This window comes from Priestia koreensis (genome assembly GCF_022646885.1).
Lineage (GTDB): Bacteria > Bacillota > Bacilli > Bacillales > Bacillaceae_H > Bacillus_AG > Bacillus_AG koreensis_A.
In genome coordinates, this window is sequence record NZ_CP061868.1 from 4135275 (window position 1) to 4150403 (window position 15129).

The 15129-nt window shown below is 38.9% G+C and carries 14 protein-coding genes; 5 read left to right on the plus strand and 9 right to left on the minus strand.

What is annotated here, in order from left to right; genetic code table 11:
- Window positions 1-8 precede the first annotated feature (8 nt).
- The 4 genes from IE339_RS21755 to IE339_RS21770 form a co-directional block, all read right to left on the minus strand.
- A complete protein-coding gene (locus IE339_RS21755) occupies window positions 9-2867 on the minus strand; it encodes an ATP-binding protein (protein ID WP_242171226.1) in 2859 nt (952 codons plus the stop codon).
- Entirely contained in the window at window positions 2860-3225 is a 366-nt protein-coding gene (locus IE339_RS21760) for a response regulator transcription factor (RefSeq protein WP_242171229.1), read from the minus strand. Before IE339_RS21760 ends, IE339_RS21755 begins: the two co-directional genes overlap by 8 nt.
- 5 nt (window positions 3226-3230) lie before the next feature.
- Entirely contained in the window at window positions 3231-4859 is a 1629-nt protein-coding gene (locus tag IE339_RS21765) for a diguanylate cyclase (protein WP_242171238.1), read from the minus strand.
- Window positions 4860-4968: 109 nt separating this feature from the next.
- A complete protein-coding gene (locus IE339_RS21770; protein WP_242171241.1) occupies window positions 4969-5805 on the minus strand; it encodes a YitT family protein in 837 nt (278 codons plus the stop codon).
- A 172-nt stretch (window positions 5806-5977) separates the two neighbouring features.
- Between IE339_RS21770 and IE339_RS21775 the strand changes: the two genes are divergently transcribed.
- Window positions 5978-6892: an oxygen-dependent tRNA uridine(34) hydroxylase TrhO gene (locus IE339_RS21775; protein WP_242171243.1), complete on the plus strand. Its 915-nt coding sequence runs from the start codon at window positions 5978-5980 to the stop codon at window positions 6890-6892.
- Window positions 6893-7437: 545 nt separating this feature from the next.
- Window positions 7438-8034 carry a DedA family protein gene (locus IE339_RS21780; protein WP_242171245.1) on the plus strand — a complete coding sequence of 199 codons (597 nt, stop codon included), beginning with the start codon at window positions 7438-7440 and terminating at the stop codon, window positions 8032-8034.
- Window positions 8035-8078: 44 nt separating this feature from the next.
- Here IE339_RS21780 and IE339_RS21785 read toward each other — a convergent pair whose 3' ends face one another.
- Window positions 8079-8927 (minus strand): LysR family transcriptional regulator, encoded by an 849-nt coding sequence (locus IE339_RS21785; protein WP_242171247.1) that lies wholly within the window; start codon window positions 8925-8927, stop codon window positions 8079-8081.
- Between the two features lie 135 nt (window positions 8928-9062).
- On the opposite strand from IE339_RS21785, the gene IE339_RS21790 reads away from it, so the two are divergent.
- Both IE339_RS21790 and IE339_RS21795 read left to right on the plus strand, forming a co-directional pair.
- Window positions 9063-10487, plus strand: a complete 1425-nt coding sequence (locus tag IE339_RS21790; protein WP_242171249.1) for an NAD-dependent succinate-semialdehyde dehydrogenase — start codon at window positions 9063-9065, stop codon at window positions 10485-10487.
- A gap of 108 nt (window positions 10488-10595) precedes the next feature.
- A complete protein-coding gene (locus IE339_RS21795) occupies window positions 10596-11165 on the plus strand; it encodes an FUSC family protein (RefSeq protein ID WP_242171251.1) in 570 nt (189 codons plus the stop codon).
- Between the two features lie 40 nt (window positions 11166-11205).
- Here the strand turns inward: IE339_RS21795 and IE339_RS21800 are convergent, their stop codons facing one another.
- The 4 genes from IE339_RS21800 to IE339_RS21815 all read right to left on the minus strand — a co-directional run bounded on the left by IE339_RS21800 (window position 11206) and on the right by IE339_RS21815 (window position 14545).
- On the minus strand, window positions 11206-12534 hold the full coding sequence (locus tag IE339_RS21800) for a 6-phospho-beta-glucosidase (protein ID WP_242171252.1): 1329 nt from the start codon (window positions 12532-12534) through the stop codon (window positions 11206-11208).
- A gap of 30 nt (window positions 12535-12564) precedes the next feature.
- Window positions 12565-12846 (minus strand): hypothetical protein, encoded by a 282-nt coding sequence (locus IE339_RS21805; RefSeq protein WP_242171255.1) that lies wholly within the window; start codon window positions 12844-12846, stop codon window positions 12565-12567.
- 61 nt (window positions 12847-12907) lie between these two features.
- Window positions 12908-14206 carry a PTS sugar transporter subunit IIC gene (locus IE339_RS21810; RefSeq protein WP_242171257.1) on the minus strand — a complete coding sequence of 433 codons (1299 nt, stop codon included), beginning with the start codon at window positions 14204-14206 and terminating at the stop codon, window positions 12908-12910.
- Between the two features lie 30 nt (window positions 14207-14236).
- A complete protein-coding gene (locus IE339_RS21815; RefSeq protein WP_242171259.1) occupies window positions 14237-14545 on the minus strand; it encodes a PTS sugar transporter subunit IIB in 309 nt (102 codons plus the stop codon).
- Window positions 14546-14782: 237 nt separating this feature from the next.
- Here IE339_RS21815 and IE339_RS21820 point away from each other — a divergent pair, with 237 nt between their 5' ends.
- A complete protein-coding gene (locus IE339_RS21820) occupies window positions 14783-15112 on the plus strand; it encodes a PTS lactose/cellobiose transporter subunit IIA (protein WP_242171269.1) in 330 nt (109 codons plus the stop codon).
- Window positions 15113-15129: the final 17 nt, after the last annotated feature.

A 15129-nucleotide genomic window follows, 5' to 3' on the forward strand; every position in this document is an offset into this window, starting at 1 on the left:
TTTAGTTATTATTCGCTCTTCTCTTCTGAAGGAATTAAAATCTCACCTGTCTTCTCTTGTGTTAACAGGATTTGAAGAATCAACTTTGACAATTGGCTCGGTTGATATGGCTTTACTAAGTAGCTGCTTGCTCCTAGCGACATCCCCTTCTCTTTTTCCTCTAATGCAGATGAGACGACAATCGGAATATCCTTTAGACGAGAGCTTTGTTTTAAGTACGTTAATACATCCCAACCCGTTAAATCTTTTTCATTCAGCATAATGTCTAACACAATGGCATCCGGTTTTTGCTCCTCAAGCGCACCCATTGCTTCTCTTCCTGATTTGTAGTGCTTCACGGCAAAGTTGCTATCTTGAAGCTCTGCCTCTAGCAAGGTTGCCAAGCTCATATCATCCTCAATAATCATGACATGTGCATGAGCGCTTTGCGGAAGTAGTACCTCCTCTTCTATCTCCTGCTCGGCCTGTTGCACCGATGGTAACTTAACTGTGAACGTACTTCCTTCTTTGAGCGTAGACTGAACCTCTACTTCTCCTTGGTGAGCTTTAACGATTTCTTTTACGATAGAAAGCCCAAGACCCGTCCCTCCGATTCTACGACGATCGGAATTATCTACTCGGTAAAACTTCGTAAACAATTTATCGAGTGCATCTTTTGGTATACCTAGTCCTTGATCGATAACATCTACACAAAGCTTATTTGATTGCTCATATACTCTTACCGTAATGTCATTTCCATTGGGAGAATATTTCACCGCATTGCTAATCAAATTCGTCAGCACCTGCCCGATTTTATCTTCATCCATTAAAATAATGGTCTGATCTGTCTCTCGTTGCAGGTGGAACGTATGATCTTTCGCGTTTATTTCCTGTAGATCAATTACCCTTTGAATAACTGGCATCACATCGCCATATCGTTTGTCATACGTTTGCTTTCCAGATTCCATCCTCTGCACATCTAAAAAATCATTAATTAACGCTGTTAAGCGCTGTGCTTCCTGATAGATTGTTTGAACATATTTTTTCTGTCTCTCAGGCTTCAGCTCTCTAGATAGCATGAGTTCTGAAAATCCTAAAATACTTGAGAGCGGTGTACGAAGTTCATGACTAACGGTGCTCACAAACTCTGATTTGATCTGATCAATCTCATACTCTTTTGTAATATCTCGATGAACAAGTATCGTGCCAATTTTTTCTCTACCATTGTAGAGAGGCGTTGCGTACACTTGAATGACCTGCGTTTCTTCTTTTAGCTGATATGTGTACACTTCATCAGACTCATTAAACGCGATGGCAAAATAGTGTGCCAAACCATCAGGATCTTTTACGAGTTGAAGCAAATTCTCCTGCCACGCAGTCGCCTTCGTATGGCTTGAGCACGTTAGAATCTCCGTCATTTTCGTATTAAGCGTGATGATGTCTCCCTCATTATTCACAAGCTGAATACCTTCTTGAACGTTATTCAAAATGCTTTGAAACGTCGAGCGGTCATTTTCCGCTCTCTCATACATCGTAATTTTTTCTAATGAAATGGCAATTTGCTTTCCTAATCCTTCATATTCAGCTACTTCCGCCGCTGAAAACTCATGGCTAAAGCGATTAAATACCATCACCGCTTCTACTTCATCTTTTGAAGACAGAATAGGGATATACACATCATAGCTGTACCCTACTTCAGTGTGAAATCCTTTTTCAGACGGAGCAAGCTCTCGTTTAATGGTGTACGCTCTTTTTCGTTTGAACAATTTTTCGTTTAAGCCATTGTATAGATGATTTAAAAACTGCTTTGCTCCTTCTGCTGAAACACCGATACTCGCATAGCTTCGTTCTTTATTAAATAGTGACACAATTCCTCGGTCAGCTCCAAGAAGTTCAGACATTGAAAGCACAATGCTCTCTAACACTTCCTGTTTATCTAACGAATTCGAAAGGCCGTTAATGAGCTGATTTCGTCGATTCAGCATTTGCTCACGCTTTTCAGTGAGGTCTAATAACTCCTCAAGCTCTGTTTGCTGTGCTTGGAGTTCCTCTTGTTGTGCTAAGAGCTCATCGTTTTGGGCAATTAAGTACTGCTCTTTTTCATGAATCGTATGAACCATTCGCTGAAATGCACTCGATAACTTCCCTATTTCGTCTTTGCGATTCGTATCGAGCAATACGCCAACTTCCTCATCCGCTGCTAGCTGTTCAGCGGCTGAAGCTAGCGTACTCAGTGGTTTTCCCATCTGGTTGACTGCCAGGCGAATAATGCATGCAATCGCAAATAAAATAATTAAAATAAAGATAATAAAAGCGAACTCCATTTGAGATTGCTTGCTTACTTGTTGGAGAAAGTCATTTTCAAGTTCTTTGTTAATCTCACTCGTAAAATTGGCCCAATCACGTTGAAAGGTCACAACGCTTTTTGTCCCACCTGATTTTGATAGGTTAATGAGCTGATCTCGTTCATTGCGCTCATGATACTGAAAACCCTTAAGCAGCAGGTCCTTGAAATAATATTGCCTAAAGCTGTTCATTTCATTGAAATACTCCTTATCTTTAGGCGTTTTCATGTATGGCTTTAGCTTCTGTTGTAGCTGATTAATGACTGCCTCTTGCCTCAGCGCATTTTCCTTTAAATCTTTTCGGTCAAAGGCAATATATCCTCTCGAATCGAAAAAGGCTTCATTGAACGCTGCACCAATTTCTTGCACAACTTTTCTTTTCGCCCGCAAATCCTCCTGGTTATCGGCGTAGTGATTAATCATGTAACGCTGATAACCGACTAACGAACCTGACCCAACAACAAAGATACAAATAAAGATCATCATCACAAGCGAAAATTTTCGAGATAAGCTGTTACTAAAATAAGCGCTTACGTTACTCACCTACAATCTCCTCAACTCTCTTTACCAAATCAATTGGACTATACGGCTTAGCCATGAAGTAATTTGCTCCTGCATTTATTACACGTTCTTTGTCTGCTTGCTGACTCTTAGCAGATAGCATCATAATTTTCACATCTTGATTACGATCCATCTGTCGAATATGTTGTACTAGCTCTAGTCCTGTTTTACCAGGCATCATATAATCTAATAACACTAAATCATACTCATTTTTCTGGAGTAAATCGATTGCTTCATCCCCATCAATTGCTTCATCGATGGAATGATCTTCGTCTTCTAATACGTCAACCACCAACATACGTAGTACTTCCTCATCTTCTACCAATAAAATATTCGCCATTTTCATCACGCCTTCCGATATGAACTTCTTGAAATCCATTTTTCTACACGATCCATTAACTCTTGATTATAAAAAGGTTTAATCATATAATCATCTGCTCCTAGATGAAGCGCTTTTGCAATATCATCAGGTGTCTGTCTTGATGTGAGCATAATTACTTTATATTGATCAGAGGTTGATAGAGAACGAATATGTTTGAGTACCTCTAATCCATCCAGTCCTGGCATTACTCCGTCTAAAATAACGATACATGGTGCAGGATGTTGGTGAAAGTTTGAATCGACAAAATCTTGCCCATCGCTAAACGTTTCAACGCTACACCGAACATTCATTTCTTCTACTAAACTAGTAATGGTATTTTTGACTACTACCCGTGCAATCGGATCATCATCCACAACTGCGATTTTCAAATCTGTACGATGGGACCCAATAGCAGATGAACCTTGATGAACCTTTACCCGATTTCGTCCGCTTTCCTTCGCCACGTAAAGTGCATCGTCTGCTAAGTCAACCCACTGATCAATCTCAACAGAAACGTCCTTTATTTCTACTAGTCCCGCCGAAAATGTACAAGAAAACTTTTCTGTTCCTCCGTCAAAAAGAAGCATTGAAAATTGCTCACGAAGCTCGTTCACTGACCTTTCTGCCTCTTCAATTGAAAGGTTTGAAAAAAGCAGCACAAACTCCTCACCTCCGTACCGACAAATAAAATCTTCTTTCCGAAGGTTGCGGCTTAAAAATTGAGCAAACGTTTGGAGTACTTTGTCTCCTACAATATGTCCGAAGCTGTCATTCACATTTTTAAAATGATCTAAGTCTACTACAGCCAAACAAGACCGACCTTCATGCAACGTTTGATTAGCCAGAAGGGTTGGGTACATTTGTGTAAGAAACTTTCGATTGTATACCTTTGTTAACTCATCCACTAACAGCAATTGATCTACTTTCTTTTTTCGTACCAACTGTCTCTTAATTCGAATAACTAATTCGTCCATTTCCATATCCTTCGTCAAAAAATCATCTGCGCCCTTTTCATAAGCCATAAGACGCGTTTTTTTCGAATGATCCATGCTAATCATCATTGTCGGAATAAAGCTATTTTTTGACTGTTCCTCAAAAAAATCGAGTAGTTCAAATCCCGTTTCATTTTTCATATAAACATCCACTAGAATGCAATCCGGTTGAATCTCATAGAAACTTTGCACGGCTCGCTTTATATCTGTTTTAGGTACTACTTGCCAGCCTTCTTCTTCCAGCGCTTGTTTTACAACCATTAAAAAAGCCGCATCATCATCCACTACTAAAATGACAGGAGCATTTTTATTTATCCGTACTTCCGTATTGAGCTGAGCCTCAATTGTTGAATCTACTTCAAACGTATAACAAAGCTGTAGTAGCTCTAAACAGTACTTTTTCACTTCATCAGGTGACCAAACCCGTTCGCTCTCCTCTTGTAATGATTGCACAAGAGCAGCTGCTTTATTTGAAATGTCTTGCAATCCTAATATCCCGCTTGTGCCTTGAATGGAATGTAAAAAACGATAGACGTCCTGGTGAGGAATTTGAGAAACTTCATCCCACCGAACGAGCTGATTTTTTATATTTTCTAAAAAACGATTGTGGTAATGTTTCACATTAATTCCTACCTTTTCTAAATCTATACCTAGATTATAGGTCGTAAGGACTGACCGAGTAAACCATTTCTAAAGAATAAATACGATAAACGAAAAGGGCTAACGCTCCTCATGAACGAGGAAGCGTAAACCCTTCTCCAAATACGTCACGTACATCGTGAATCACAACAAACGCCTTTTGATCAATGTGATGAATGACTTTCTTCACCTCAAACAACTCTTGCTTGTTGATAACAATATATAAAATTTCTCTTGCTTCTTTCGTGTAACCACCCTGCGCAGAAAAAACAGTTACTCCTCGATTAACGTCCTTATTAATCTTATCGGCAATTTCGAGTGCTTGTGAAGAAATGACCGTCACTGCTTTTCTTGAATCCATTCCTTCCATAATATAATCAATCACTTTTGTACTTATATAAATCGAGATAATCGTATACATCATGTTTTCAAGACCAATCACAAACGATGCGCTTATGACTACAATTAAATCAAAAAACAACATTCCTTTGCTCATACTCCACCCGAAATACTGCGTCATCATACGGGCTAATACGGTCGAACCTCCCGTGGTTCCCCCAGCACGAAACACTAGTCCTAGCCCTACTCCGATTACTACTCCCGCAAAAATCGCTGCCAATAACGTGTCATCTAGCGGTAATTGTAGATGTTCCGTTGCATATAAGCTGAGCGAGGTGGTCACAATGGAGATAATCGTATAAATAATGATTCGCTTTTGTAATAGCCTATATCCGATAATGAGTAAAATTGAATTCAAAATGAAGCTTACTGTTCCTGGTGACCACTTAAAAAGATAGTACGTAATCATCGTGATCCCGGTAACTCCGCCTTCAGCTAGTTCATTCGGCAAAGCAAAATAGTTAATGCCAAAAGCAAACAAAAAAGATCCAATAATAATATAAATAATTTCTTTCATCCAGCTCTTCATGATGTCCCTCTCGTTTCTCTAGTTGGTAATCCCTTATGGTTCATTTTCAAATAACTTGATTGTAACAAGAAGGGAATCTATTGAAAAGACGCTTTGTCAAATAATGTTCTTTTTATCTAATGTCCTTTTTTGATATGATAGAGATTGATTATTTAAACAGAGGTGTAAACACATGGAATATCAAGTATTACTTTATTATAAATATACGCCTATTGAAGATCCGACCCTATTTAAAGAAGAGCATATGGCGCTTTGTGAGGAAATCGGCTTAAAAGGACGTATTCTTGTTGCGAATGAAGGAATCAACGGGACCGTTTCTGGTACGGTCGCTCAAACAGAAGCCTATATGACGGCACTGAAAGCTGATGCACGTTTCGCTGATATGATTTTCAAAATCGAGAAATCTGACGAGCACGCGTTCAAAAAAATGAAAATTAAAGTAAAGCGTGAAATTGTAAACTTAAGCTTAGAAGACGATGTAAACCCGAATGAACTTACAGGTAACCATCTTCCTCCTGAGGAATTTTACAAAGCGATGCAAGAAGATGACGTCATCATTATTGATGCGCGAAACACATATGAATATGATCTTGGACACTTTAAAAATGCCATTCGTCCAGATATTGAAACGTTCCGTGATCTTCCCGATTGGATTCGTGACAATCTAAGTGACCAAAAAGATAAAAAAGTTTTAACCTACTGTACAGGCGGCATTCGCTGTGAGAAATTCTCTGGATTCCTGCTAAAAGAGGGCTTCCAAGATGTCTCTCAGTTAGAAGGCGGTATCATTACTTATGGCTACGATGAAAATGTACAAGGTCGCTTATGGGACGGAAAGTGCTACGTATTCGATGAGCGTATTTCGGTACCAGTAAATCGTACAGAAGAATCTACAATTGTTGGAAAATGCTACTACTGTGGAAATCCTGAAGAACGCTATGTAAAATGCGGAAATCCCGATTGTAATAAACATCTTCTTTTATGTGAAGACTGTGAACATGAGCATATTCGTTCTTGTAGCCAAGAATGCAAAGATCATCCACACAATCGTTATGTAAAAGAACACTCTGAACAAGTCCATAGCTAAGCAAAAAGGCAGCTCTCTAAACGTGAAGTTTCACCTATTTAGACCGCTGCCTTTTTTGTAAAAATTGAAGGCTAGATAGATGAATAAGATGATTCATTTTCATTAATATTTGTAAATTACTATTATATAATTCCTATATTTGTTATCCTGTATATGAATGGACTTAAATTCTTTAGCCCGTTTTTTGGAAAGATTCAATGTAATTCGGCGTGAGTCATCCCTATCACGTCCTAGGAAATGATTTCTATGACGAAACTAACGAAAAATTTTCAGATACGAGTCATTCACCGAACAAACTGTCATACCAAAAGTCCCTTAGGCCTTTGTAGAAGGCTCTTAAATATGCATGTACTCAGTCTAGACGAATTCCCCTTTTTCCTTTAAAAGGGCTTCTCGTAATGCCCTTTTCGTTACGAACTATAAGATTCCTTTGCTTTTTAACATATACATATAAAGCAATTTTCATCATATGTATAGTGATGACGAAAAGGATCTTGGGCACGTGTATTTTAAAAACCAAAGCAGAAATGTGGTGAGAATGTCAAATGGAACATGAAATGGGATATATGATCTCTCACTATGGATATTGGGGAATCATTGCTCTCTTTGTAGGAGGCATGATCGGGCTCCCTATTCCTGATGAAGTGATTTTAGTATTTGTAGGCTATCAAATTCACCGTGGGAACATGTTTTTCTTATATGCCTATATAAGTGCAGTATTTGGGACATTTATCGGTATTTCCATTAGCTATTGGATCGGTAGATTGTTGGGCATGTCCTTCTTACAAAAAATTGGACCAAAAGTGGGATTAAATGAGAAGCGGATTGAAAAAGCTCATACCTACTTTAATCGCTGGGGACCTGTCGTACTATTCGTTGGATATTTTATTCCTGGTGTAAGATACATCACAGCTTACTTAGCAGGTATTTCGAAAATGGACGGAAAAAAATTCATTGTTTATGCATATAGCGGTGCCATGTGCTGGGTGCTTGTATTCTTGCTTATCGGAAGGGAACTTGGTCGCGGTTGGGAGCAGATGTCGGGTTACATTCACTACCCACTTATTATCTTCCTCGCCTTGCTAAGTGTTGGAATCGGGCTCTTCTGGTACTACAAACAACAAAAAAGAGTATACAAATAAACGAGATGGTCTTCAAAAAGGACTATCTCGTTTATTAGTGTACTCTATTGAAACAGCAAGGCATAGAGCTGCTTGCCTAATTTGTCGTTACGAGCGACGAGTGAAATTTGTCTACTTAAATCAATTCCCTTAATTTTCAACGCTTTGACATGAGATCCTCGGGCGTGATCAATAAAAATCTTTGGTAAAATGGACATCCCTAAATTAGCATGAATAAATCCAATAATACTTTGTCCAAAATCTATCTCCGTTGAAATAGGGAGGTCTTTTCCTTTTTCACTATATGCTCTTTCAATAGAGGAACGTACATCACAGCCTTCAGGAAGTAAGACGAGCGGTTCGTTCTCAAACTCGGAAAAAGAGACCTCTTCTTTCTTTGCTAGGGGATGATCCGCATTCAAAAACAAATAAAAATCTTCGGTAAACAACGGCTTTGACCAATACGTATGTGAGATAAATTGATCATCAATTAATGCTGCATCCACTTCTCCTGACTTCAAATAGTCAAAAATATCATGGTAACTGTATGATATTTTAACGTTTATTTTCCGCTCGGTCTTTGCCTCTGCAAGCTTGTACGGTAAATAAGAGGTCGCAATACTCGGCCAAGTTCCTACCGTTACAGATGTCCATTCTTCCGTCAAAATGATTTCGCGCTGGATGCTTTGTAGCTTTTGAAGCAGCGGCTGAACTTCTTTATACAGTATCTCTCCTGCCTTCGTAAGCTCCACACCGCTAGAAGTACGCTTAAATAATGAAGCCCCAAGTTCCTCTTCTAATTTGCGCATTTGCTTACTCAAGGCCGGCTGCGACATATGCAGTTGCTCGCTTGCTTTTGACAAGCTACGTGTATCTGCCGTTATCCAAAAAGACTCAAGCCATTCTGTTCTCATCTTTATCACCCATAACCTTTTGTTATACCCCTACTACTTAAGGGAAGTTCTCAACATTTTAGATACATGATAGTCTATGTATGAATCAAACGCAACACACAAGTGAACCATACGGTTACAAGGAGGAATTGAACGATGTTTTTAAATAAAATGCTTATTAACGGTGAATGGATTTCAACTGAAAAAACAATGGATGTAACAAATCCTGCAACAGAAGAAAAAATTGGTTCTATTCCAAACGGAGGCGCAAAAGAGGCACAAATGGCAGTTGATGCTGCTTCTGAAGCCTTCCCAACATGGTCAAAACGAACTGCAGAAGATCGCGGTCGCTTACTAATGAAATGGTTTCAATTAATTGAAGAAAACATAGATGAGCTAGCTGAAATTATGACAACGGAGCAAGGAAAATCATTAAAAGAAGCACGAGGAGAAATTGCTTACTCCAATAGCTTTATTTCTTGGTTTGCTGAAGAAGGAAAACGTATTTACGGTGAAACGATTCCAGCTTCTTCTCCAAACAAACGATTATTTGTTCAAAAACAACCTATTGGGGTTGTCGCAGCCATTACACCTTGGAATTTCCCTGCTGCGATGATCACACGAAAACTAGCTCCGGCTTTAGCTGCTGGTTGTACAGTCGTACTAAAACCTTCTGAGGAAACACCTTTTACAGCACTACGACTAGCGCAGTTAGCTGAAGAAGCAGGTATTCCAAAAGGGGTTGTGAATGTTGTAACGGGTGAAGCTGCACCTATTTCAGAAGTGTGGCAAAATGACGGACGCGTCCGTAAACTTACCTTTACAGGATCTACACGTGTCGGAAAAATTCTCATGAGCGGTGCTTCTGAAACAGTGAAAAAATTATCACTAGAACTAGGTGGTCATGCTCCGCTTATTATTACAAAGCGTGCTGACATGGAAAAAGCAGTTGAACAAGCAGTGGCGTCAAAATTCCGAAACGGTGGTCAAACATGCGTATGTACAAACCGCATCTTTGTTGAAGAATCTGTCGCAGAAGAATTCACAGCAAAATTCACAGCGAAAGTATCAGAGCTTCGTGTTGGTAATGGTTTGGATGAGAGCACAGATATTGGACCGTTAATCAATAAAAGCGCAGTTGATAAAGTAAAAGCGCAAATTGAAGACGCTGTTCAAAAAGGCGGCGAAATCCTGACTGGTGGACATGCACTAACAGACCAAAAAGGATTCTTTATTGAACCAACCGTTATTAAAAATGCAACAGACGATATGCTTTGTATGTATGAAGAAACGTTTGGACCACTAGCACCAATCACAACATTTACAGATGTTGATGATGCGGTTCGTCGTGCAAACAACAGCCCATATGGATTAGCAGCTTACGTTTTTACAGAAGATATTAAAGAAGCAATCTATATTGTCGAAGCACTTGAATATGGAATCATTGGTTTAAATGATGGTGGCCCTTCTGCTGCTCAAGCACCGTTTGGTGGATTTAAAGAAAGCGGACTAGGCCGTGAAGGAAGCCGTCACGGTATTGAAGACTTTCTTGAAATGAAATATATTTCCTTAGGACTATAAGAGCTGATTGTGTATAATAGACCTTTATTGACAATTGATCAGTGAACCGGACTTGCCTTTTGCACGTCCGGTTTCCTTTGTTTATATTTGAAAGAAAGGAGCTTCAACATGAAGCGTATAACAAAAGAAACAGCTGCCTTTCTCTCGAAAATGGGCATTACCTTACAAGTTTTTAAAACGGCGCTTGCTGCCGGTATCGCATGGTGGGTTTCAAAGCTCGTTTTCCCTGACCTTTTCCCATTTTTAGCACCGTTGGCGGCTGTTTTAATTACAAACACAACCATTCAAAACTCTATTCAAAAGGCCCTCTTCCGAATGGCCGGAGTCATTGGTGGGGTTACAATTAGTGTAGCCATCGCCCATATCCTACCGATATCAGGTTTTACCGTCTTTATTAGCATTTTAGTCGGCATGGCTGTATCAACCGCGCTCAACATCCATAAAGAAATTGTCTCTCAAATTGGGGTGACTGCCACAATGGTACTTGCCTTCATGTCCTCTTCAGGGTATGGATATGGACGAATTGTTGAAACAGCTATCGGAGCTTTCATCGGTGTAGCAATCAATCTTCTCATTGTCCCAAGCTCCTCATTTTCTGCCTATATAAAAGGGCTTCAAACGGAATTAAGTGAAGCTAAACAGCTCGCTTCACCTAAGAACATTTTGAATAAGCGATAAAAAGCATTTCCTGTTGGAAATGCTTTTTACGTGGAGTTTTTCACATTTTCACTTTCTGATTGAATAAAGGAAGATACTCTTTATGTGCATGTAAAAGGTCATCTAAAACTTGTTTAGCTAGTCTGTCACTTGGTACTAAAGGATTTATACAAAGAGCCAATAACGCTTTCTCATATGAACCTGTTACTGCCGCTTCAGCAGCGACACGTTCAAAGGATTTAATTTGTTGAATTAATCCATTAATTTCCACTGGTAGTTCTCCTACTGGAATTGGTTTTGGACCTTCTTTCGTTATGACACAATTAATCTCAACAGCAGATTCATAGGGAAGTTCACGAATTGCTCCTTCATTTCGTACGTTTACCGTCTGAATATCTCCTTTATCATTGTAAATGGAAGAGATTAAATTACATGCTACGTCACTATAATACGCGCCTCCACGCTTCTCTAGCTGCGGTGGCTTTATATCTAATTGGGGATTTTTATACAGTTCAAATAGGTCTCCCTCTAATTGTTTAACGACTTCAGCTCGTGTTTGGCCTAACTGGAATGATTTCAACTCATCGTCAAGCATGTCTTTCGTTTTATAATAATAACGGTGATAAGGACAAAGAACGACGCCGAGCGCTTTTTGGAATTCTGGTAACCATGGAAGAGGTGCAATATTTTTCATATTCACTTGTTCTTCAGGATCTGCTAACACCTCAATCACTTCGGACGTTTTGTCTTCTCCATCAATATATACCTTTAGACCATAGAGCAAATGATTTAGTCCAGCAAAATCAATCTGCATTCGTTCGGTTTCTACCCCCATTAATTTTGCTATTGTCATGCGCATGTTAATAGGCAGATTACAAACACCCACTACTTTTTTATGATTACTGTAACGTAATAGAGCTTCCGTCACCATCCCTGCAGGATTAGTGAAGTTGATTAGCCATGCATCTGGACAAATTTCTTGTATTTCTTTTGCAATTTCTAATAATACAGGAATAGTTCGCAACCCTTTGAACATCCCTCCTGCACCGTTCGTTTCTTGACCTATCATGCCATACTTTAAGGGAATTCGTTCGTCTTTAATACGCGCATCAAGAAGACCTACACGCATCTGCGTGGTGACAAAATCTGCGTCTCTTAACGCTTCTTTCCGATTCAGAGTTGTGACAATTTTCATTGGTACACCCGCTTTTTTAACCATACGCCTAGCTAATGTACCTACAATTTCTAGCTTTTCTTTTCCATCTTCTATATCTACAAGACAGAGTTCTCGAACAGGTAGCTCGTCATATCTTTTGATAAACCCCTCGACAAGTTCAGGCGTGTAACTAGATCCTCCACCAATCGTGGTGATTTTCACTGATTTTTTCATAACGAAATGTCTCCTTTTCAGACAGTTTGACTAGTTTTCAAAAACAATTAAATAACTACCGCCTATACTGACAAGAACAGAACCGATTAAAACAAGAATGGTCCATTTTACTGTTATTTTTTTCATCATCATTTTCAGGATAGTAAAACTTATTGCAATGGTTCCTCCTATACTATTTGAAACAAACATCGCCTCGCGAAAATTTATGCCGATCCACTGTAAAGGTGTTGTTAACACTAAGTTAATAGCAATCAAAAAGAATAGAAAGAAAAAAATCGTTCGAAATCGAATACGCGGAAAGTTTGTGTCCATTTCTTCATTCCTCATTTCAAAAACAAGAAGTGGGATCTATTGATTCCCACTCTTTGTTTTATTAAACTGTCAAATTTTGATTTTTAATAGAAGTCTCGCTTACTTCTTCTTGCTCCGCTTTTAGCATTTGGCGATCATACACTTTCATAAATGGCATATAAATCAGGAGTGCAATAGCTATATTAACAATGTTTAATACGACAGCACCTAAATCTCCTCCTGTCGCTAAAAACGAACCAATTGGTCCAGGGAGAGTCCATGGAGCCAGCACATATGGGGGCGAAACCCAGCCGATCGACATCACAACATATGCAATAACAGCATTAACAATTGGAATAATAACAAACGGAATCATTAACAAAGGATTTAGTACAATTGGCATTCCGAAAATAACGGGTTCATTAATATTAAAGAGGCCAGGGAAAAAACTTGCCTTTGCTACCGTACGCAAATATTTTGATCGACCAAATATCAATACCGCTAACACCAAACCAATGGTTGCTCCTGTTCCCCCGATAGATACGAACCACTGAAAGAATGGCTCTGGTGCTATATGAGGCAAGTGTTGCGATCCGCTTGCAACCGCCTCTGCGTTTTTCGCAATGTAAACTTCCCATACAGGACGTGCAACTGTACCAACAATAGAGTCGCCATGAATACCAAATGCCCAGAAAAAGGCTGTCAAGAAGACAGGAATTAATACTCCAAATAAGCTATCTCCTACCTTAATAATTGGTTCAATAGCTTTTCCTATAAGTTCATGAATGTCTAAATGAAATACAACAGAGATGAGCGTCATGAGAAGAATTAAAAAGGCAACAGGAAATAAGGATTCAAATGATCTATAAACAGACTGTGGAACCTGTTCAGGCATCTTAATCGTTAAGTTTTTTGTTTTAAAGAATCGTAATATTTCAACAGCAATAATAGACACAATCATCGTGCCAAAGAGTCCTTGTCCGCCTAGATACGTCATCGGTAGATACCAACTACCATCAATGGCTTGAGGTATAATCGTTAACAAGAGAGCTCCTGCCGCCATTTGTCCACCAGAGAGCGGATCTAATCCATAGCTCTTTGCTAAGTTATGGCCAATCCCAAAGCTTATATAGAGCGACATAATAAACATGGTAAGGCGGTAAGGAATCAAGATTTGGGCGATATGTTCCTTTGCCCATACAGCAATGGCCCATTTTTCAGGCACAGGTGGAAAAGCGGCAATCAAAAAGAATGAGCCGACAATGATAAAAGGCAAAGCGGAAATAACTCCATCACGAATAGCAAGTAAATGACGTTGTTCGGATAAACGCGCCATTGGTCCAGCAAGATTTTTTTCTAACCATGCTAGAAATTTATTCATATCGTTTCCTACTCTCCTAATTTTTAATTTTTATCTTCCAAGTACTTCTTTCACCTTTTTTAATAGAATCGGTCCGCCTAGAGGAGTGTATCCTTGGGGAGGAATAGCCTCACAAGGAACTCCTGCTGCATCTGCCACTTTTTTAATCGCATCAAATCGATAGCGGATTTGCGGTGCTACCATACAAAGCTCCCATCCGTTTTGAATTTCAGTCTCTACCTCACTTGTTCCTACTGCATTTACGACCATTTCAATATTTTCCTTTTGCGCTTCTTTCTTTAGCGCATTTACAACCACCATGCTCGACATACCACCTGAGCAAATAAACAGTACTTTCATAATTTCTAGCAACCCCCTTTGTTTTTAGGTACTCTTTTTTATCCCCTTTTTGATAAAACTATTCATTGGAAAAGAGCCCCATTTGAATCTCATTATAATTCTTATTGAAATATTATTTCAATAATAATTTAGATAAATTAAAAATTATATTTCAATTATGTAGTGACAATACCATTTAGATACATTTAAAATAACAGAAAGAAGTATTTCTATTTTCACTATTTTGGAGGGGTTACGTTGAGTACTTTTAATCTTGAAAATGCCATTTTTGAAATTATTTCATATGGAGGAAATGCAAGAAGTCTGGCTCATGAAGCTTTAACAGCAGCAGAGCAGGAAGATTTCAAAAAATCATCAAATATAATAGAAGAGGCAAAAACAGAATTAAATCAGGCACATTCTGTTCAAACAAAGCTTATTAATATGGAGCTAAATGGAGAAGGAATCGAAAAATCTTTACTGCTCGTTCATGCTCAAGATCATCTAATGACGGCAATCAGTGAATTATCTCTTATCGAACGCATGATTTCGATGCATAAAAAATTCTCTACAGAGGTTAAAAAGTAATCTACTTGAGGTGATAT